This window comes from Kitasatospora sp. NPDC054768 (genome assembly GCF_053612025.1).
In genome coordinates this window covers 44594-63009 of sequence record NZ_JBSHBN010000020.1, presented here as the reverse complement: position 1 = coordinate 63009, position 18416 = coordinate 44594, and the positions used below count along the sequence as shown (strand labels likewise).

At 73.2% G+C, this 18416-nt stretch carries 14 protein-coding genes and 2 tRNA genes; 7 read left to right on the top strand and 9 right to left on the bottom strand.

What is annotated here, in order from left to right; all coding sequences use genetic code 11:
* Window positions 1-176 precede the first annotated feature (176 nt).
* The gene (locus ACWGKU_RS08955) at window positions 177-512 is read left to right on the top strand and encodes a chorismate mutase (protein WP_359901835.1); all 336 of its coding nucleotides are present in this window, start codon (window positions 177-179) and stop codon (window positions 510-512) included.
* Window positions 513-654: 142 nt separating this feature from the next.
* Window positions 655-1443 (top strand): signal peptidase I, encoded by a 789-nt coding sequence (lepB, locus tag ACWGKU_RS08950; protein ID WP_401043976.1) that lies wholly within the window; start codon window positions 655-657, stop codon window positions 1441-1443.
* On the opposite strand, the gene ACWGKU_RS08945 is transcribed toward lepB, so the two are convergent.
* The 3 genes from ACWGKU_RS08945 to ACWGKU_RS08935 all read right to left on the bottom strand — a co-directional run bounded on the left by ACWGKU_RS08945 (window position 1406) and on the right by ACWGKU_RS08935 (window position 5431).
* Window positions 1406-2533 carry an EamA family transporter gene (locus ACWGKU_RS08945; RefSeq protein WP_452178075.1) on the bottom strand — a complete coding sequence of 376 codons (1128 nt, stop codon included), beginning with the start codon at window positions 2531-2533 and terminating at the stop codon, window positions 1406-1408. The two genes, lepB and ACWGKU_RS08945, sit on opposite strands and share 38 nt — an antisense overlap.
* 185 nt (window positions 2534-2718) lie before the next feature.
* On the bottom strand, window positions 2719-5133 hold the full coding sequence (locus ACWGKU_RS08940; protein WP_401043970.1) for a transglycosylase domain-containing protein: 2415 nt from the start codon (window positions 5131-5133) through the stop codon (window positions 2719-2721).
* A 224-nt stretch (window positions 5134-5357) separates the two neighbouring features.
* A tRNA-Lys gene (locus tag ACWGKU_RS08935) sits at window positions 5358-5431 on the bottom strand.
* Window positions 5432-5671: 240 nt separating this feature from the next.
* Here ACWGKU_RS08935 and ACWGKU_RS08930 point away from each other — a divergent pair.
* On the top strand, window positions 5672-6556 hold the full coding sequence (locus ACWGKU_RS08930) for an alpha/beta fold hydrolase (RefSeq protein WP_452178093.1): 885 nt from the start codon (window positions 5672-5674) through the stop codon (window positions 6554-6556).
* Between the two features lie 89 nt (window positions 6557-6645).
* On the opposite strand, the gene ACWGKU_RS08925 is transcribed toward ACWGKU_RS08930, so the two are convergent.
* The 4 genes from ACWGKU_RS08925 to ACWGKU_RS08910 form a co-directional block, all read right to left on the bottom strand.
* Window positions 6646-6719 (bottom strand) — tRNA-Lys (locus ACWGKU_RS08925).
* Between the two features lie 60 nt (window positions 6720-6779).
* Window positions 6780-8861: an ABC transporter ATP-binding protein gene (locus ACWGKU_RS08920; RefSeq protein WP_452178076.1), complete on the bottom strand. Its 2082-nt coding sequence runs from the start codon at window positions 8859-8861 to the stop codon at window positions 6780-6782.
* Complete coding sequence (locus ACWGKU_RS08915; protein ID WP_452178077.1) at window positions 8858-9805, bottom strand: ABC transporter permease; 948 nt, start codon at window positions 9803-9805, stop codon at window positions 8858-8860. Before ACWGKU_RS08915 ends, ACWGKU_RS08920 begins: the two co-directional genes overlap by 4 nt.
* A gap of 16 nt (window positions 9806-9821) precedes the next feature.
* Complete coding sequence (locus ACWGKU_RS08910; RefSeq protein WP_401043962.1) at window positions 9822-10802, bottom strand: ABC transporter permease; 981 nt, start codon at window positions 10800-10802, stop codon at window positions 9822-9824.
* Window positions 10803-11129: 327 nt separating this feature from the next.
* On the opposite strand from ACWGKU_RS08910, the gene ACWGKU_RS08905 reads away from it, so the two are divergent.
* Complete coding sequence (locus ACWGKU_RS08905; protein WP_401043959.1) at window positions 11130-12830, top strand: ABC transporter family substrate-binding protein; 1701 nt, start codon at window positions 11130-11132, stop codon at window positions 12828-12830.
* A gap of 508 nt (window positions 12831-13338) precedes the next feature.
* Window positions 13339-14583: a low temperature requirement protein A gene (locus tag ACWGKU_RS08900; protein ID WP_452178078.1), complete on the top strand. Its 1245-nt coding sequence runs from the start codon at window positions 13339-13341 to the stop codon at window positions 14581-14583.
* 16 nt (window positions 14584-14599) lie between these two features.
* Here ACWGKU_RS08900 and ACWGKU_RS08895 read toward each other — a convergent pair whose 3' ends face one another.
* A complete protein-coding gene (locus ACWGKU_RS08895) occupies window positions 14600-15607 on the bottom strand; it encodes a LysR family transcriptional regulator (protein ID WP_452178079.1) in 1008 nt (335 codons plus the stop codon).
* 122 nt (window positions 15608-15729) lie between these two features.
* On the opposite strand from ACWGKU_RS08895, the gene ACWGKU_RS08890 reads away from it, so the two are divergent.
* Window positions 15730-16329, top strand: a complete 600-nt coding sequence (locus ACWGKU_RS08890) for a short chain dehydrogenase (protein ID WP_452178080.1) — start codon at window positions 15730-15732, stop codon at window positions 16327-16329.
* Between the two features lie 28 nt (window positions 16330-16357).
* On the opposite strand, the gene ACWGKU_RS08885 is transcribed toward ACWGKU_RS08890, so the two are convergent.
* Window positions 16358-17353, bottom strand: a complete 996-nt coding sequence (locus ACWGKU_RS08885; RefSeq protein ID WP_452178081.1) for a LysR family transcriptional regulator — start codon at window positions 17351-17353, stop codon at window positions 16358-16360.
* Between the two features lie 304 nt (window positions 17354-17657).
* Here ACWGKU_RS08885 and snpA point away from each other — a divergent pair, with 304 nt between their 5' ends.
* Window positions 17658-18299 carry a snapalysin gene (gene snpA / locus ACWGKU_RS08880; RefSeq protein ID WP_452178082.1) on the top strand — a complete coding sequence of 214 codons (642 nt, stop codon included), beginning with the start codon at window positions 17658-17660 and terminating at the stop codon, window positions 18297-18299.
* Window positions 18300-18416: the final 117 nt, after the last annotated feature.

Below are 18416 nucleotides of genomic sequence, written 5' to 3'. Positions count from 1 at the left end.
GTTCGGTCCGGCTCACCGTCCGGTCCGGCCCGCCGTCCGGATCGGCCCGCCGTCCGGATCGTGGACGGTTCCGTCCGACGGTGCGGGGCCGGAGCGGGGCCCTGTTAGATTTGCCCGGGCCCGAGCCCGGCCGCCGTACGGTCGGGCGCCCACTGCAGACACCGGGAGCCGCCCCGATGACGGACCACTCCACGACCCCCGACGCCGGCCTGACCGAGGGGATCGACGACGCCGTACGGGCCGAGCTGACCGGCCTGCGCGAGAGCATCGACAACATCGACGCCGCGGTGGTCCACATGCTGGCCGAGCGCTTCAAGGCGACCCAGCGCGTCGGCCGGCTCAAGGCCGAGCACAAGCTGCCGCCGGCCGACCCGGCGCGCGAGCGGGACCAGATCAAGCGCCTGCGGGAGCTGGCGGCGGGGGCGAAGCTGGACCCGGTCTTCGCCGAGAAGTTCCTGAACTTCATCATTGCCGAGGTCATCCGCCACCACGAGGCCATCGCCCGCTCCTGAATCCCCGGGTCCGAGCGGCCCCGGGTCCGAGCGGCCCCGGGGCCTCCGGCGATGTCGGCGGCGGCTAAATGACCGATTTCGTCAGGCTCCACGGTTGGCGTAGCGTGCAGGTTTCCCCAGCCGGAGAGGTGGAGCAGCGACGATGGCGGTGAACCTGCCCGAAACGCCGAGCGGAACCGGAGTTCCCGGCGATTCCGCGTCGAACGCCCACGCGGTGCCCGGCGGTCGCGCCGAGGCCCGCCGCCGGGCCCGCGGTTCGCGGGGCCGCAAGGCCGGTGGTTCGGGTCGGCGGCCGCGGCCGTGGTGGATCGAGCTGCCGGTGATGGCGGCGGTCGGCCTGGTGGTCGCACTGCTGATCAAGACCTGCCTGTTCCAGGTGTTCACCATCCCGTCCGGCTCGATGGAGAACACCCTGCGGATCGGCGACCGGGTCGGCGTGAACAAGCTGGCGCCGCTGACCGGCTGGGAGCCGGAGCCGGGGCAGCCGGTGGTGTTCAAGGACCCGGGGGGCTGGCTGCCGCCGCAGCCGACCGATCCGAACCCGGTCACCAACGCCCTGAGCTCGGTGCTCAGCTTCGTCGGCCTGGTCCCGCCGAAGGACGACAACTACCTGGTCAAGCGCGTCATCGCGACCGGTGGGCAGACCGTGCAGTGCGAGGGCAGCACGCTGAGCGTCGACGGACGGAAGGTCGACGAGCCGTACCTGCACCCCGGGGACGACTCCTGCGCGGGGCTGGACTTCGGGCCGGTGAAGGTGCCCTCGGGCTACATCTGGGTCGAGGGCGACCACCGCAGCGACTCCGCGGACTCCCGCTACCACCAGCACGGCCCGGGTGGTGGCGCCGTGCCGGTGGACAACGTGGTCGGCCCGGTGTCGGCCGTCGTGTGGCCGCTCAATCACCTCGACTGGTTCGGCTGGACCGGCCGCTGACCCCACGCTCGGCGGTCACCCGGTCGGCAGCCCCGGGCCCGTCGGCCCGTGGACCCGCGAACACCTCGACCGTCCCGGCCGTCCCGGCGCCCGCCCCCGTGCCCGCCCCCGTGCCCGTGCCCGCGCCCGTGCCCGTGCCCGCGCCCGCCCCCGCGCCCGCCTCCGCGGGTTTGCTCGCCTGGGCCGCGAAGGCGCCGGTCAGCACCAGCAGGCCGCCCGTGATCTGCGGCAGCCCGAGGTGTTCGCCGAGCAGCACCCAGGCCGTCACGGTGGCGACCACGGCCTCCAGGTTGGCGACCACCCCGGCGATCGGCGGCGAGAGGTAGCCGACCGAGATCACGCCGGTGACGTAGGCGAGCACGGTCGCGATCAGGACCATCCACGCGGCCGGGAGGAACGCGGGCAGGGTGTGCCCGTTCATCACCACCGACCCGCCGAGCCGGCTCCAGTCGGCCTGCCACGGCCGGGTGAGGGCGGTGAGCAGCACGGCGCCGATGAGCAGCCCGAACGCGCTGACGGCGAGCGGGTCGACCGGGCGCTCGCCGTGCCGGCCGGCGTCGGCGAGCACGAAGTAGCCGACCTGGCACAGGGCCGCGCCGAGGGCGAAGAGCACGCCCAGCGCGTCGAAGCCCAGGCCGTTCCAGACCTCGACCACGCAGGCCAGCCCGGCCACCGCGACGCCGGCGCCGACGGCCGCGCCGCGGGTGATCGGCTTGCGCTGGACGAACTTGACGTAGCCGATCAGCAGCGGCGGCCCGAGGTACTCGATGAGCAGGGCGACGCCGACCGGGATGCGGGAGATCGCCGCGAAGTAGCAGGCCTGGACGCCGGCCACGGCGAGCAGGCCGAAGCCGAGCAGCAGGCCGGGGCGGCGCAGGACGGCGTCCCGGTGCCGGTAGGCGACCGGGAGGAGCGCCACCGCCGCCCCGGTGACCCGGAGCCACACCACGTGCAGCGGGGAGAGCCCGGCCTCGATCAGCGGTTTGGCCGCGGTGCCGGAGCCGCCGAAGGCGACGGCGGAGACCAGCGCGAGGCCGAGGCCGAGGGTTCTGCCCGAAGGGAGGGTGGGCGAGGCCGTTGATCTGTGCACCGCCGCATTGTGACAGTCATACCGGCGGTCGGGTAAGGCGCCATTCCGTCATTCGGTCCTGCCCCCGACTGTGCGCAATGGCGCAATCACCGGCACCGGTACGGCCCCGTGACCGTGCCGGTCCCCGCCGGCCGTCAGTCACCGGCCCTCAGCCACCGGTCACCGGTCGCCGGCCCCGCCGGCCCTCAGCCACCGGCCGAGGCGCCCGCCCCCGTGAGCGCGTCCGCCCCGCCCGTGGGCTGGGTGGTCGGCCGGCTGGTCGGGGGCGCGGTCGGCTGGGTGGTCGGCGTCGTCGGCTTCGAGGTGGGCCGGGGCGGCCGGGTGGGCTGGGTGGTCGGCTGGCTGGTCGGCGGAGCCGTCGGTGCGGTGGTCGCACCGCCGTCGGTGCCGCCCGGCGAGGTCGAGCCGTCGCCCGGCGCCGGGGCGGGGCCGGTGCTCGGGGCGCCGGTGGGGGCGCTCGTCGACGGGGTGCCGCTCGGCGTGCTCGGGGCGGTCGGCAGGTCGATGGCGCCCGAGGAGTCGCCGCCGGCCGGGGTCGGGAAGTCGCCGACCGGCTGACCCTTGAGCGCGGCCTTCATGTAGCTGGTCCAGATCTGGGCCGGGAACTGGCCGCCGGCCGCGCCGTCGATGCCGCCGACGCCGCTCAGGCTGACCTGGGCGCCGGTGCCCGGATCCTGGCCGAACAGGGCGACCGAGGTGACCAGTTCGGGGGTGTAGCCCACGAACCAGACCGACTTCTGGTCGTCGGTGGTGCCGGTCTTGCCGGCCACCGGGCGGCCGAGCGCCTTCGCCCGCCAGCCGGTGCCGCCCGGGTCGCTCACCACGCCCTGGAGCATCGAGGTGACCTGGTTGGCGGTGTCCTCGCTGATCGCCTGGGTGGTCTTGTGTGCGGGCAGTGCCACGTTCTCGCCCTCGCGGTCCACCGACTGCACCAGCCACGGGGTGATCTGCTTGCCGCCGTTGTCCAGCGTGGCGTACACGCCCGCCATGTCGAGCACGCTCGGGGTGGCCGCGCCCAGCGGGATGGACGGCACCGGGTCGAGCCCCGGGATGTTGCCGGGCAGGCCCATCGCGACGGCGGTGTCCTTGACCTTCTGGAGCCCGGTGTCCTGCGCGAGCTGCGCGAACGCCGAGTTGACCGACCAGTCGGTGGCCTGCTGGAGGCTGATCTGGCCGTAGCTCTTGTCGCCCTCGTTCGGCGGCGCGTACGGGGTGCCCTTGCCGCCGCGGACCTTCCGGCCGCTGGTGCCGTCGTAGACCGTGCGCGGGGTGATGGTGCGGCCGTCCTGGGTCTTGGCCTCGTTCTCGAACGCGGCGGCCAGCGCGATCGCCTTGAAGGTCGAGCCGGCCTGGTAGTCGCGCCGGGTGGCGTTGTCGACGTAGTGCTTCACGTAGTCGACGCCGCCGTACAGGGCGACGACCGCGCCGGTCTTCGGGTCCACCGAGGCGGCGCCGGCCTGGGCGGCCGCGTCCTTCTTCCGCTTGTCCGGGTTCAGGCTGTCGTGCAACTGGGCCTGGACGGAGTCCTGGAGGGCCTGCTGGCGGGCCGGGTCGATGCTCAGCTTGATCGTGTAGCCGCCCTTGGCCAGCTCGGTCTCGCTGATCACCCCGCTGGAGGTGAGGTACTGGGTGGCGGCGTCGACCAGGTAGCCGGCCTGGCCGGACAGGCCCGGGTTGGGCTGCGGGTCCCGGACGTCCGGGAAGGTGGTCGCGGCCCGCTCGTCCGCGGAGAGCCAGCCCTCCTTGACCATGCCGTCGAGCACGTAGTTCCAGCGGTTGACGGCGTTCTGCTTGCCCGCCGCGGTCGCGGTGGCGACGTCGTACGCGCTCGGGGCGTTCAGCAGGGTGGCCAGGTAGGCGCCCTGGGCGGCGTTGAGGGCCGACGCGTCGATGCCGAAGTACGCCTGGGCGGCGGCCTGGATGCCGTAGGCGCCGCGGCCGTAGTAGGAGGTGTTCAGGTAGCCGGAGAGGATGTCGTTCTTGCTCTCGGTGGCGTCCACCTTGATGGCGATGAACAGTTCCTTCACCTTGCGGGTGATCGACTGCTTCTGGTTCAGGTACGTGTTCTTCACGTACTGCTGGGTGATGGTGGAGCCGCCCTGGGTCCCCTGGCCCTTGGCGGTCTTGATCGCGGCCCGGGCCAGGCCCTGGACGTTGACCGCGCCCTCGTTGTAGAAGTTCCGGTCCTCGGCGGCCAGCGCGGCGTGCTGGGCGGCGGGGGAGACCTTGTCCAGGGAGACGTTCTGCCGGTTGGTCTGACCGGTGCGGGTGAGCACCGAACCGTCCGAGTAGAGCCAGGTGTTGCTCTGGGCGGTCGCGGCGGCGTGCGCGTCCGGCACCTTCACCAGGGTGATCCCCAGCGCGAACAGGCCGATGCCGAGCAGCAGCGCCGTGCCGAAGCCGAGCAGGGTCATCCGCCAGGTGGGTATCAGCCGGCGGATGCCGGTGCGCTTCGGGCGACGCGACTTCCTGCCGCCGGATCCGTCGGACCCGCCGGTGCGGCCCGACCCGCCGGCCGGGCCGGTGGAGCGTTTGAACCGCTTGACCGGGCGGAGGCTGATCGACGGCGTGCTACGGCCGCTCTGGGCGTTTCTGGACAATGCGCGGCCTTTCCTGCGGGCGCATCGAGGCAGCCGGCACGGACGGGGACATCGGCGGTTGGGGACCTTTGTCCCGATTCAGGTTCTACTGCCCTGGACGAGCAGAATGGGCCGGATGGCTCCGGTGAATCGCCGATCGAGACCGACATCACACGCAAAACGGACGTCGGAGGCCAAAAAATCGGGGAGCCCCTCGCTGCTGCGAGAGGCTCCCCAACTGTCTGTGCGCCGCCAGGGACTCGAACCCCGGACCCGCTGATTAAGAGTCAGCTGCTCTAACCAACTGAGCTAGCGGCGCCTGCTGACCTGGAAAACAATACACGCTTCCAGGGGGTGCCTCGAACCGGCTGCGGGTCACCCCCGGGCCACTCGGACGGCTGCTGCCCGACCTGCCCCTTTCCTTCCGGTTGGTCCGGAGTTCGCCGCTGGTTAGGGTGGAACGGTGCCCCGCCTCCAGCCCGGCCACCGGACCGCACGGACGGCGGTCGCCACCCTGCTGTTGCTCAGCGCCGTGGCGTACACCGCCTGGGTGCTGGAGGTGCGCCGGTTCGGGCCCCGGACCGCCGGCCGGGCGCGCTTCCTGCGCGTCGACGGCGTCCCGCTGCACGTCCGCGTCGAGGGCAGTGGACCGGTCTGCCTGCTCTCCGGCGGCCTCGGCAGCAGCTGGTTCGACTGGGACCTGGTCGTCCCCTTCCTCACCCCGTACCGCACCGTGGTCCGCTTCGACCGGCCCGGCTACGGGCTGAGCGCCCCCGAGCCCGCCGCCGGGCGGCCCGCGCCGACGGCGGCCGGCGAGGCCGGACGCATCCGGGCGGTGCTGGACGGCCTGGGGCTGCGGGAGCCGTGCACCGTGGTCGGGCACTCGCTCGCGGGCTTCCACGTGGAGGCCTTCGCCCGGCTGCACCCCGAGCGGACCGCCGGGCTGGTGCTGGTGGACGGCAGCGTGGAGGCGGCGGCCCGGCCGTACCCGGCGCCCGGCGCGCGCGACCTGGCGGCCCGGGCGGTGGCCGGCGCCGCCACCGCCCTCGCCGTGCCCTACCTGCTGGGCCCGTCCGTCCGCCGGGCCACGGCGCGGCTGTCCACCGTCCGCCGTGAGGACCTCGCCCCGGCGCCGCTGGTGCGGCACTGCTACCGCACCGGGCGGGCCCTGCGCGCGCTGCTGCGGGAGAACGGCCGCTACCTCGACACGGCCGCCGAGCTGGACGGGCTGCGGAGCACCCGGCCGCTGGCGGAGGACCTGCCGATCACCGTGCTGGCCGCCGACGACGGCTGCCGGACCCGCCGCACCGAGGAGTGGCTGGCCCGGCAGCGGGAGCTGGCGGCGCTGCTCGGGGCGGACTTCCGCACCACCGCCCCGGCCGGGCACCTGGTGATGTTCGACCGCCCGGACGCGGTGGCCTCGGCCGTGCTCGACACCCGCTGAGCCGCCACCGGGGCGTCCCGTCGGCTCGTTGCAGGGCCGGAAACGCCTCAGGCCGCCCACCGGAGTGGACGGCCTGAGACCTTGCCATGTGCGCCGCCAGGGACTCGAACCCCGGACCCGCTGATTAAGAGTCAGCTGCTCTAACCAACTGAGCTAGCGGCGCCTGCTGACGTCGAAGACTTTACACGGCGCCGACCGGATCCACCGAATCGTGTTCGAGTGATCACCCTGTGTCGTTTCCTCCGGGGTCCGGGTGGTGGCAGGCCGCACTGTGGTCCGTCCCCGGCGCGCCCTCGACCAGGGCCGGCCGTTCCCGCTCGCAGCGGGCCCGGTCCGCCGGGGACGTCAGTCCGGCGTAGCGCGGGCAGCGGGTGCGGAAGACGCAGCCGGTGCGGCGCTCGGTGGGCGGGGGAGGGTCGCCGGCCAGCAGGACGCGGTCGCGGGCGCGTTCGGCGGCGGGGTCGGGGAGCGGGACGGCCGAGAGCAGGGCGCGGGTGTAGGGGTGGCGGGGGCGGTCGAAGACGGCGGCCACCTCGCCCTGCTCGACCGTCCGGCCGAGGTACATCACGCTGACCCGGTCGGCGAGGTGCCGGATCACCGAGAGGTCGTGCGAGACGAACAGGTAGGACAGGCCCAGCTCGGCCTTGAGCGCCTGGAGCAGGTTGAGCACGCCGGCCTGGATGGAGACGTCCAGCGCGGAGACCGGTTCGTCCAGCACCAGCAGGCCGGGCCGGACGGCGAGCGCCCGGGCGATGGAGACGCGCTGGCGCTGGCCGCCGGAGAACTGGTGCGGGTAGCGGACGGCGTGCTCCGGGTCGAGGCCGACCTGGCGCAGCAGCTCGGGCACCCGGCGGGCGATCTCCTCGCGCGGGGTGCGCTGGGCGAGCAGCGGTTCGGCGACGATGTCGCCGATCGGCATTCGGGGGTCCAGGCTGGCCATCGGGTCCTGGAAGACGATCTGCACCCGGGCGCGGAGCCGGTGGGCCTCGGCCCGGGTGAGGGCGGCGGTGTCCCGGCCGAACAGTTCGATCCGGCCGGTCTCCGGGGCGCCGAGCCGCAGCAGCTCGAACAGGGTGGTGGACTTGCCGGAGCCGGACTCGCCGACCAGGCCGAGGGTCTCGCCCTCCCGCAGGTCCAGGTCGACGCCGTCCACCGCGTACACCTCGCCGACCTTGCGCTTGAACACGGTGCCCTTGAGCAGGGGAAACGTTTTTCCGAGGTCGGTCACCGACAGCACCGGCGTCCGTGCGGAGCGGTCGCCGGGGCCGACGGCGGTGGGGGGCAGCTCCGGGACGGGATAGACCTCGGCCGGCGCGGGCCGCCGATCGGCGAGCTCCGCCGAGCGCACGCACGCCGACAGGTGGCCGTCCGCCCCCTCCAGGGCGGGCTCGGCCGTGGCGCAGCGCTCCTGCGCCAGCGGGCAGCGCGCCGCGAACGGGCAGCCCGGGGGCAGTTCGGCCATCGGTGCCGGGGTGCCGGGGATCGGTACGAGCGGACCGCCGCGCCCGTCCAGCCGGGGCAGCGCGCCGATCAGGCCGAGCGAGTAGGGGTGGCGGGGGGCCGCGAACAGTTCGTCGACCCCGGCCGTCTCGACCACCCGTCCGGCGTACATCACCGCGACCCGGTCGGCCGTTCCGGCGATCACCCCGAGGTCGTGGCTGACCAGGACGAGGGCCGCGCCGGTCTCCTGCCGGGCGGTGCGCAGCACGTCCAGCACCTGGGCCTGGATGGTGACGTCGAGCGCGGTGGTGGGCTCGTCGGCGAGCAGGATGTCGGGTTCGTTGGCGACCGCCATGGCGATCATCGCGCGTTGGCGCATGCCGCCGGAGAACTCGTGCGGGAAGCTGTCCAGGGCCCGGTCGGGCGCCGGGATGCCGACCAGGTCGAGGAGTTCGGCGGCCCGGCGGCGCGCGGCGGCCTTGTCCACCCGCTGGTGGATGCGGACCGCCTCGGCGATCTGGTCGCCGATCCGGTAGACCGGGGTGAAGGCGGAGAGCGGGTCCTGGAAGACCATGGCGATCCGGCGGCCGCGGATCGCGGCGAGCTCCCGGCCCGGCAGCCCGACCAGTTCCCGTCCGTCCAGCCGCACCGAGCCGCTGACGCTCGCCGTGCCGGGCAGCAGCCCGAGCACGGACAGCGCGGTGACGGACTTGCCGGAGCCGGACTCGCCGACGATGCCGAGGGTTTCGCCGCGCCGCAGGGTGAGGTCCACCCCGCGGACGGCGGGGACCGGGCCGTCGGGCCCGGCGAAGTCCACCCGCAGGTCCCGGACGGCGAGCAGCGGGGTTTCGACGGTGGTGGTCACGGGTGCTTCCTACGGCCGGCGGAACGACGGGTACGGGGCGAACGGCGGGGCGCGGCCCCGGAGGTGGGGTCGAGCGCGTCGCGCAGCCCGTCCCCGATCAGGTTGACGGCGAGGACGAACAGCACCAGCAGGGCGGCGGCGAAGTAGAACAGCCAGGGGAACACCGGGGCCTCACCGGTTCCGGCGGCGAGCAGGGTGCCGAGCGAGACGTCCGGCGGCTTGACCCCGAAGCCGAAGTAGGAGAGCGCGGTCTCGCTCATCACGGCGCCGCCGACCGCGATGGTGGCGTCGATGATGAGGAAGGAGGCGACGTTCGGCAGGATGTGCCGGCTGATGATCCGCAGCGGCCGCACCCCCATGAAGCGTGCGGCGCGGACGAATTCGCGCTCGCGCAGCGAGATGGTCATCGAGCGGACCACCCGGGCGGTGATCATCCAGTTGAACAGGGCGAGCAGCAGGACGAAGGCGATCCAGCCGGCGCCCTTCAGCCGGGCCGAGACGATGGTGATGATCAGGAAGGCGGGGAAGACCAGCAGCAGGTCCACCAGGAACATCAGCGCCCGGTCGGCCCAGCCGCCGAAGTAGCCGGCGCAGGCGCCGACCACGGAGGCCAGCACGGTGGAGAACAGTGCCACCAGCAGGCCGATGACCAGCGACTTCTGCAGGCCGCGGACGGTCTGCGCGAAGACGTCCTGACCGACCCCGTTGGTGCCGAACCAGTGCTCGGCGGAGGGGGGTTGGTGCAGTGCGGAGAAGTCGGGAGTGGCGTAGTCCCAGGGTGTGAGGTACGGGCCGCCGAAGGCGAGCAGGAACAGCAGCAGGACGACGACGGTCCCGGCGACGGCGCCGCGGGCGGCGAGCAGCCGGTTGAGCACGAGCCGTCCGCGACGGGTGGTCCGGGGGCCGGTGGCCGGGGCGGAGGGATCGGCGACGGTGGTGGTCATCTCAGGTCACCTCCGGTCAGGACCGCACGCGCGGGTCGAGGGCGGCGTGCAGGGTGTCGGCGAGGAAGCCGGAGGCGAGGACGACGACGGCGGTGAACAGGTTGACGGCCACCACGGAGTTGACGTCCTGTTCGTTGATCGACTGGATCAGCCACTCGCCCATGCCGTGCCAGCCGAAGATCGTCTCGGTGAAGATCGCGCCGGTGAAGATGCCCAGGAAGCTGTAGGCGAACATGGTCGACATCGGGATCACCGCGGTGCGCAGTCCGTGCTTGAGCAGCGCCCGGCCGCGGGTCAGACCCTTGGCCTCGGCGGTGCGCAGGTAGTCCGAGCCGAGCACGTCGAGCATGGTGCCGCGCTGGTAGCGGCTGTACGTGGCGAGGCCGCCGAGGGCCAGCGAGATCGTGGGCAGCAGCAGGTGCAGCGCCCAGTCGGCGAGGTGGGTGCCGAGGCCGCCGGTGAGCCCGGGGGTCTCGTAGCCGGTGAACGGGATCACCTCGTGGCCGACCGCGTCCTTGGCGGTGATCGCGCCGTTCTTGAGGAACAGCGCGACCAGGAAGACCGGGGTGGAGAGCAGTACGAAGGACAGCACGGTGAGCAGCCGGTCGGAGACCCGGTACTGGCGCACCGCGCTCCAGGCCCCGGCCGCGACGCCCAGGACCATGCCGAGCAGGCTGCCGATCAGCAGCAGGCGCAGCGAGACCCAGACCCGGCGGCCGAAGTCGTCGGTGACCGGGGTGTCGTGGATGGTCCGGCCGAGGTCGCCGTGGAGCAGCCCGCCGGCCCAGTGGCCGAAGCGCTCGACGACCGGGGTGCGGTCGTTCAGGTTGAGCGCGGTGAGCTGGCGTTCGACCGATTCGGCGGCCGGGCGGGGGACCTTGGCGTCGAAGTAGGTGCGCGGCTGCAGGGCGGTCGCGGAGATCGCGTACGCCAGGAAGACGGCGGCGATCAGCAGCACCGCGTAGTAGCCCAGGCGTTTCGCCAGGTAGCGGAGCATCAACGGCCGCCCGCTGCGGTGCGGGTGGGGCCGACGCGTCTGGTGGGCATCGGTTGGCCTTCGGTCCAGGCCCGTTCGGGCGTCAGTCGGGTGGTTTGGCAAGGGAGTTGGGAAAGCGCAGGTCAGAGTGAAGCACCGGCGCACTGAGGTGGTGTTGCGTCCGTGTTGCCGTGTGTGACTTTTGGATCAGACGTGCGCTCCTCCCCCTGGTGGTCGGTCTGATCCGCTGTTACGTTCTGCTCGCTCGATGCCGAATTGGCTGCCCACGCTCAAGCCTCGTCACACCTCGCGCGCCCCACATCCCGTCATCGATCCCAGGGGACCCTCATGGACGCTTCCACCACGGCCGGCCGTCTCGGCCGGGCGGCCGCCCTCGCCGTCGCCGTCGCGCTCGCGGTCACCGCGTGCACCTCGGGCGGGGGTGGCTCCGTCGACGGCGCGGCCAGGAGCGAGCCGCCGGGACAGGGCTCCAACGACCTCAACCCCAAGCCGCTGGACCAGATCAAGGACGGCGGCGAGGTGCGCTTCCCGCTGTACCAGTGGATCACCCAGTGGAATCCGCTGCAGGTGGACGGCTACTACGGTTCCACGGTCTCGATCATGCGCAACCTGGAGCCTTCGCTCTTCACCACGGACGCCGCCGGCACCTTCCTGCCCGACCCGGACTACCTGGTGGACGCCAAGGTCACCTCGACCTCGCCGCAGGTGGTCACCTACAAACTCAACCCCAAGGCCAAGTGGTCGGACGGCAAGCCGCTGAGCCACCTGGACTTCAAGGCCGACTGGCAGGCCGCGAGCGGCAAGGACCCGGCGTACAACCTCTCCGACCCGTCCGGCTACGAGCAGATCTCCGCGGTCGAGCAGGGCGCCGACCCGAGCGAGGTCAAGGTCACCTTCGCCGAGCCGTACGCCGACTGGCAGAACCTGTTCCGCCCGCTGATGCCGGCGGCCGGCATCTCCACCCCGGACGACTTCAACAAGGGCTGGGTGGAGAAGATCCCGATCACCGCGGGCGCGCTGAAGGTCGGCACGGCGGACAAGACCGCGCAGACCCTGACCCTCGTCCCGGACCCGGCCTGGTGGGGCACCAGGGCCAAGGTCGACAAGGTGACCTTCCGGGTGATGTCCCAGGCGGCGACGACCCAGGCGTACCTCAACAACGAGATCGACTACGCCGCGGCCGGCACCGCCACCGCGTACGGGCAGCTCAAGAGCGCCAAGGACACCGTGATCCGGGCCGCCAGTCCGTGGGACGAGGTGCACATCTCCTTCGGCGGCACCGGCGCGCTGGAGGACCGGAAGGTCCGCCAGGCGCTCGGCAGGGCGCTGGACCGCCCGGCACTGATCAAGATCGCCAACAACGGGGTGCCGGTGGAGTTCAAGCCGCTCGGCAACCACATCTTCATGCCCAACCAGACCGGGTACCAGGACACCTCCGGCGACTGGGCGAAGTTCGACCCGGCCGCGGCCAAGAAGCTGCTGGACGAGGCGGGCTGGAAGGAGTCCGGCGGCCAGCCGCGGACCAAGGACGGCCGGCCGCTGGAACTGCACTGGGTGCTCAACGACTCCACGCCGCAGGCCCAGATCGACCTGGCCACCGCGGCGGTGGCGATGTGGCAGGCGGTCGGGGTCAAGGTCAGCCTGGACAAGGTGGCGGCCAACGACTTCTTCACCAAGTACGTGAACCCGGGCAAGTTCGAGATCGCGAGCTGGCGCAACACCGACTCCTTCCCGCTGTCCAAGAGCCTGACCAACTTCCGGCTGCCGGTGGGCGACAACAGCTTCAGCAACCCCTCGCGCCTGGGCAGCCAGGAGATCGACGACCTGCTGAAGAAGGCGGCCGGGACGGTCGACCCGCAGGAGGCGGCGAAGCTCTACAACCAGGCGGACGCGAAGATCTGGGAACTCGGCCACACCGTCGAGCTCTACCAGCGGCCGGAGGTGGTGGCGACCCGCAAGGGCCTGGCCAACTACGGGGCCTTCGGCCTGGCGGGGGAGGACTACAGCAGGATCGGCTGGGAGAAGTAGCCGGCGCCGGGACGGGACGGGCCGCACGGCAGGCGCTGGCGAGCAGCGCGGTGATCACGAGGCCGGTGGCGCGGACGCGGGAGGATCGGCTCTGCCGCCCCCGCTGTCCCGCCACCCGCCTTGACCTTCCGCGTTGCCCGCAGGCCGCCCGTGTCATGGGGCCCGGCAGGGCCCGCGCTCTTCCAACCGGGGAAGAATCTAGCGGCGCGCCGGTCGCCCGCGGGGCAGCGCGCGGGGCGCGCCCGGAAACCCGCCGCGCTGTCACCCGGTTCGCGCACCGGAGCGTCAACTGGGGCTGACGACAAGGGAAAAAGGGATATTCAGGGCCATCGTGACCGGGGGCGCGCGGGGTTCTCGCTACGCGCCCGAGCGTGCGCACCTGCCCTGCCCGAGCGTGCACACTGCCCTGCCGGCGCGTGCACACCTGCCGCGCCGGTGCGTGCACCGGGCCGGAGGCGCTGCCAGGATGCGCGGGACGACCCCCCTCCCGACTCCCGGAGCAGCTCCGATGGTCAGTGACCCCGCAGCCGCGGCACCCCCCGGCCACCCCGTCGACCCGCCGCCGGTGCGCCGGATGGTCCCGCGCGACCGGCACGAGCCGCACCGGGTCGCCACCCCGCTGGAGCTCTTCTTCGACCTCTGCTTCGTGGTCGCGGTGGGCCAGGCCGGGCGCGAACTGGCCCACTCCCTGGCGGCCGGGCACTACGGCGAGGGCCTGCGCGGCTACACGCTGACCTTCTTCGCGATCTGGTGGGCCTGGATGAACTTCACCTGGTTCGCCTCCGCGTACGACGTCGACGACGTGCCGTACCGGGTCACCACGCTGGTGCAGATCGCCGGGGTGCTGATCCTCGCCGCCGGGGTGCCGCGGCTGTTCGCCACCCAGGACCTGACGCTGTCGATCGTCGGCTACGTGGTGATGCGCCTGGCGATGGTCACCCAGTGGCTGCGCGCGGCCGCCGGCGAACAGGGCCCGGCGCGCCGGGTCGCGCTGGGCTACGCGGCGGGGATCACGCTCTGCCAGGTCGGCTGGGTGGTGGTGCTGTTCCTGCCGCCCGGCGTCCGGTCGTACGTCATCCCGGTCGGGGTGCTGTGCGAGCTGGCCGTGCCGGTGATCGCCGAGCTGCGGATGCGGACCTCCTGGCACCCGCACCACATCGCCGAGCGGTACGGGCTGTTCACCCTGATCGTGCTCGGCGAGACGGTGGCGGCCGCGACCGTCGCGGTGCAGTCGGCGGTGGACGGGCACGAGAGCCCGGGGCGGCTGGTACCGGTCGCGGTCGGCGGGCTGCTGATCTGCTTCTCGGCCTGGTGGATCTACTTCGCCCGGTCCGTCCACGAGCACCTGCGGTCCAACCGGCAGGCACTGGTCTGGGGGTACGGGCACTACCTGGTGTTCGGCTCGGCGGCGGCGATCGGCACCGGGCTGGAGGTCGCGGTGGAGTCGGCGGTGCACAAGGCGCACATCTCGGAGACCGCCGCCACCGCGACGGTCACCGTGCCCACCGCGCTCTATCTGTTCACGGTCTGGTTGCTGCACTCCCGGCACACCAAGCGGGGCGCGGTGGCCCAGGCGGTGGCGCCGACGGGGGCCGTGCTGGTGCTGGCCTGCACCGCGCTCGGCGGCTCCGGGGTGCTCGCGGCGGGCCTGGTCTGCGCGCTGATGGTCGCGGTGGGCGTGCTGATCCACGGCCGGGAGAGCAGGCGGGCGGGTGCCGGCGGGCCGGGTGCCGGCAGCGCGGGTGCCCGCTAGCCCCGTCCCTCACACCTCACTCGGGAGAGTGAGGACCGGGCGCCTGAACCGGCAGAGTTCGGAGGAGGGCCGGACCCCGCCCGACCTCCGCATCGTGAGATTCCGAGGCCATCGCCAGTCGGCTGTCGATCGTCACGTCCAGGTGCGGAGCCTCCGGCCAGCCGCTCACCACCTCCCGGACCATCGCGAGGAAGTCCCCCGTCCGGGGATGGACGGGGTGAGCGGGGTGGGCGAGGTAGACGGTGGCGCCGGGGGCGTCCGAGACCGGGAGGAAGCGGACGCCCGGATGGCCGTGGCTCTCCGCGGTGCCTGCCGCGCCGAGGCCGAACGCACCGCCGGTGGCGATGAGGTTCAGCCACTCGTCCACGTTGCCCACCTCGACCGTCCCGACCGGGCGCTGCTCCGGGGGCCACAGGTCCGGTGAGGCGGTACCGACGCCCGGCCACAGGGCCAGCGGGAGGTCCTGGCGGACGGTGAGTTCGGCCAGCAGCACCCGGTCCCGGTCGGCAAGGGGGTGGTCGTCGGACACGGCCGCGACCTGGCCTTCCGTGTAGAGGGCCTCGGTACGGATGCGCGGATCGGCGGGGACGGTGCGGAGCACTGCCACGTCGGTGTCCCCGGTGGCGAGGCCTGCGGTGCTGTTGTCCCGCCGGACCACCTCGAGCGGGGCGTGCGGGTACGTGCGGCGCCACGACCGGAGCAGCGGGACGGTCTGCTGTCCGAGCACCGCGCAGGTGTAGCCCAGCCGTAGGGGGCGGGAGATCGTCCGGGCCTCCGCGAGGGCCGCATCCAGGTGGGCGAGGATCGCCCGGGCGTGTTCGAGGAGGGTGGTGCCGACCTGAGTGAGGGCCAGGTGCCGGGAGGAGCGGTCGACGAGCCGGACGCCGACGCGGGTCTCCATCTGGGCAAGCGTGCGGGAGAGGGCGGGTTGCGTCATGTGCAGCCGGGCTGCGGCGGCGGTGACGGTGCCCGCCTCTGCCAGCGCGTCCAGGGCCCTGAGGTGACGCAGTTCCACATCATCCATGCCCGCAGAGCATAGTCCCTGCCCAAGCGGCATTTCCGGGGACCGGGCGTGATCCGTAGTGTCACAGGTACCCGGGGCCGTTCCCGGGATTCGGTCCCGAGACGTGATGGACGGTGTGGGTCATGAGGATTCTTCTGGTCGGTGCGAGCGGAACGCTGGGCAGTGCGGTGCGCCGGGCGCTCGCGGAGCGCGGCCACGAGGTGATCGGCGTGGGCCGCACGGGCGGGGACCTGGTGGCCGACGTCACCGACCCGGAAGCGGTGGCCAGGCTGTATGCGCAGGCGGGCCCGCTGGACGCGGTCGCGGTCGCGGCGGGCGAGGCCGTGTTCAAACCGCTCGGCGAGCTGACCGCCGACGATGTCGCGGCGACGTTCCGCGGCAAGGCGCTGAGCCAGTTGGAGCTGGTCCGCCAGGGCGCCTCCCAGGTGGCCAGGACCGGCTCGTTCACGCTGGTCAGCGGGATCCTCACCGAGGAGCCGATCGTGGCCGGGGCTGCCGCATCCGCGGCGAACGGTGCCGTCGAGGCGTTCGTACGAGCCGCCGCGATCGAACTCCCGCCCCAGCGGATCAACGCGGTGAGCCCGACCGTGGTCGAGGAGTCCCTGCCCGCCTACGGGCCCTTCTTCCCCGGCATGGAGGCGGTGCCCGCCGCCCGGGTGGCGACAGCGTACGTCCGCTCGATCGATGGCTCGCAGACCGGCCAGATCTACCGGGTCCGCTAGAAGAAGCCGGGCCAGGTCCGCGATTCGGTCACCGCGAAGTGCGGGACTGGCCGACCCGCTCCAGCAGTACCGGCTCGTGCCGGGCCAGCCAGTCCAGGTAGGCGGGGTTCACCTTGGCCAGATCCAGGTAGGCGGCCCGCAGTTCGCCGTAGAGCGCGTCCAGCGCGGGCGGGCTGAGCACGCGCGGACGCCAGGTGAACAGCAGCCGGACGGTCAGCGGGTCCCCGTGCACCGGGCGGACCACCGTGCCGGGCCCGGGCAGCGAGGTCGGCTGGCAGGGGCGGACGGCCTCGCCGGAGGCGACCAGCTCGGCGGCGGTGGCGTTGTCCCGCACCTGTACCACCCGGGGGTTGAGCCCGGCCTCGCTGAACACCCGGCGCATCGCCGCGTACTCGTGGTCGGCGGTCGGGTCGACCATCCAGGTGTCCTCGGCGAGGTCGGCCAGGTGGACGACCGGCCGGGCGGCGGCCGGGTGTCCGGCCGCGAGCGCGACGAACTGCGGCTCCCGGGCCATCAGCACCCGCTGCTCGGCGTCCGGCGGCACCCGCAGCGGGAAGCCCTCGCTCTCGTACACGAAGGCCACGTCCAGCTGGTCGGCGGCGACCATCCGCAGCAGCGCGCTGGCCGAGACGTCCACGTGGATGGTGGTGTCGGTGTCCGGCAGCCGCTCGTGCACCCGGCGCAGCCAGGCCGCGACCGCCCGGCTGCCGACGCTGCCGATCCGCAGCCGCCGTTGCCGGCCGGGCCCGGCCGCGTCCCGGGCCTCCTGACGGGCGGCGGTCACCAGGGCGGCCATCTCGGTGATCACCGGCCGGGCCCGGGAGAGCACCGAGTGACCGAGCGCGGTCGGCCTGCTGCCGGTCTGCTCGCGGGTGAACAGGGCGCCGCCGATGGCCCGTTCGATCCGGTGCAGCTGGGTGGTGAGGGAGGGCTGGGTCATGCCGAGCTGGAGCGCGGCCTTGCGGAGGCTGCCGCTGTCGGCGATCGCGCACAGCACCCGGAGGTGTCTCACGTCGAGCTCCACGTCCGGAGCATAGACGCCGCCGCACCACCTCGCCAAGGACATGACAGGCATTCAAGGGCGTGCCGAAGGGCCGGTCGGCGGACCGACCGGCGGACCGACCCGACGCGGCGGCGTGGCGGACCCGGCCGCTATGCGGCCGAGCTATCGCCGGTTGGCATCATCCGCGAGGGCCCCGGGCGGGTCGAAGCTCGGGGACAGCAACCCGCCCCGGTCGCCGCCGGGACGGCCCCCACCGTGCACCGCCACCGGGCCCGGCCCCCACCGGCCCCGGTGCGGCGGCGCACCGCGAAACCGGAGCCCCCGCATGAAGCGATCCGTGCTGTCCGCCGCCCTGGGCCTGGCCCTCGCGGCCGGCCTCGCGACCCTGCCCGCCACCGTGGCCGCCGCGGCCCCGGCCGCCCCGGCCGTGCAGGGCTACACCGCCTCGACGTACGCCGGCTCGGCCGCGGAGACCGCGGACAACCAGGCCTTCTTCCAGGCCGTGATGGCCTCGGCCAAGGCCCGGCAGGCCGCGAACCCGTGGCTGCTGACCGTCACCGTCACCTACGACACCGCGAACGCGCCCTCCTTCACCGGCCAGATATCCCAGGCCGCGCAGATCTGGAACAGCTCGGTGCGCAACGTGCGGCTCCAGGAGACCGGCGGCAGCGGCGACTTCTCGTACGACGAGGGCAGCGACAGCCGCGGCTCCTACGCCAGCACCGACGGCCACGGGCGCGGCTACGTCTTCCTCGACTACCAGCAGAACCAGCAGTACAGCTCGGTGCGCGTGGTGGCGCACGAGACCGGGCACGTGCTCGGCCTGCCCGACGACTACTCCGGTCCGTGCAGCGAGCTGATGTCGGGCGGCGGCCCCGGCCCGTCCTGCACCAACCCGTACCCCGACGGCGACGAGCGCGGCCAGGTCGACTCCCTCTGGGAGAACGGACTCGCGGCGCGGAACTGACCCGGCCCGCAGGCGGGTTCGGAGCGGCGGGGGCCCCCGCCCGCAGATGGGGGCCCGCCCCCCCCGGTCAAAGCCCCCCCCGGGGGCAAGAGGGCCCCCGGACGGCAAGAGCAGGGG